This window comes from Pseudoruegeria sp. SK021, assembly GCF_002119405.1.
Taxonomy (GTDB): Bacteria; Pseudomonadota; Alphaproteobacteria; order Rhodobacterales; family Rhodobacteraceae; genus Meridianimarinicoccus.
The window spans coordinates 1-1,577 of sequence record NZ_MTBG01000096.1 but is presented as its reverse complement, the minus strand read 5'-3'; the positions used below and the strand labels follow the sequence as shown (position 1 = coordinate 1,577).

The following is a 1,577-nucleotide window of genomic DNA, read 5'->3' as shown; positions in this document are numbered from 1 at the left end:
GCTTTGATCCGCCGTTCGACCATCCGGCGTTCGCGCTCGATCAGCTCCAATTCACACAGGCGCAACAGATATTGCACATGATCCTTGCCTTCGACCGCGCACTGGCGGGCCAGCTTGTCATATTCGCTTTTGAACGTCGGCAATCGCAGCGCCTTGAGGTGATGCTGCAATAGAACCTGCGGGGTGGCGGTCATGCCGGGGCCCCCGACATCAAGCTCATGTAGCTGGCCGGGTTCGTCGTCCCGACCTGTGCTCTGGGCAGATAGGGATAGATGTCGAGATCAAGCCGTGGCGGACGTCTCTCGATTTGGCAAAGGACGAGATGCTTGACCGCATCATAGCCGATGGCCCCAAGATCTAATGCCTGACGGATCGCAGCATGCAGATGGATCAGGTCAAACGTTTCCAGCAAACGCAGAACCTGAACATACTCACGCTTGCCCTTCTTCCCCATCCGCGCCTCCAATAGCCGGCGCAAAGTGGCGAATTCATCGGGCAGTTCCCAACCTTGCAGGGGTGCCGCCTGATCGAACGCACCGACCTTCTGCTCCAGCAACGGCAGGTAATGCATCGGATCAAACACCATGTCGGCCTTATCGTAAGACCGGCGGTGGCGGGCAATCACCTCGGCACCGCAGCCGATCACAACTTCATGGATATAACCGCGAACCTGAACCTCGTGATGGGCATAGGCGACAGGCACCGAGTAATCGTTGTTGCGATATCGGACCATAGAGATCGACGTCGCCCGCGTGCTGACCTTATCGCAGGCATCGTAAGGCATGGGCGGTAACGCCATCAGCGCATCCAGGTCCCGCATCAGACGCTCACCGACGGTCTCGGAATGTCCGCGAAGGCTGTCGTCTTGCCGCTTCAGGCACTGTTCTTCCAGCCAGGAGTTCAACGCATCGAAACTGTCGAACCGCGGCGCGGGAACGAGGAAGTTCCGCCGCCCGTAACCAATCACACCCTCGACGTTGCCTTTATCGTTGCCCTTGCCTGGTCGGCCAAACTTGTCGTCGAACAGGTAATGCGACTGCAATTCCGAAAAGACACGGGTGCGCAACCGGCCCCCGTCGCCCAAGATCTTCGCCACCGCGATCGTGGTGTTGTCGTAGAGGACCTGCAACGGCACGCCGCCGAAGAATGCAAAAGCGGCATTGTGGCCATCGCAAAACGCCTCGGTCGTCTCGGCCGGATAGGTCTTGATGAAGAACGCATCCGAATGCGGCAAAGCCATCGCGAAGTAGTGCAGCTTGCACTCGACACCGGCAATCACACCCAGCGTCTCGCCGAAATCAACCTGAGCATGCCCCGGCGCATGTGACAGCGGAACGAACACTTCCCGCGTCCGCCGCCTCTTCTCGCGCACGTAATCGGTGACGATGGTGATCCCGCCGGAGAAGCCATGCTCGTCGCGCAGCCGCGCATGAATCCGTTTGGCCGTATGGCGCTGCTTCTTCAGTTTGCTCTTATCCTCTTCGAGGATCTGGTCGATCACCGCCACAAAGGGATCAAGCTTCGGACGAAGTGGTGGCTCCTTGCGTTGATACCCCGGAGGCACCGAATGCTGCAGC

General features: G+C 59.0%; 1 protein-coding gene and 1 pseudogene. Both read right to left on the bottom strand.

Annotated elements, in window-relative coordinates:
* Positions 1 to 194: pseudogene (locus tag BV911_RS18715) on the bottom strand (ATP-binding protein); the annotation flags it as partial.
* Positions 191 to 1,576, bottom strand: a complete 1,386-nt coding sequence (gene istA / locus BV911_RS18710) for an IS21 family transposase (protein WP_086055041.1) — start codon at positions 1,574 to 1,576, stop codon at positions 191 to 193. The gene istA and the pseudogene BV911_RS18715, both read right to left, overlap by 4 nt.
* Position 1,577 lies beyond the last annotated feature (1 nt).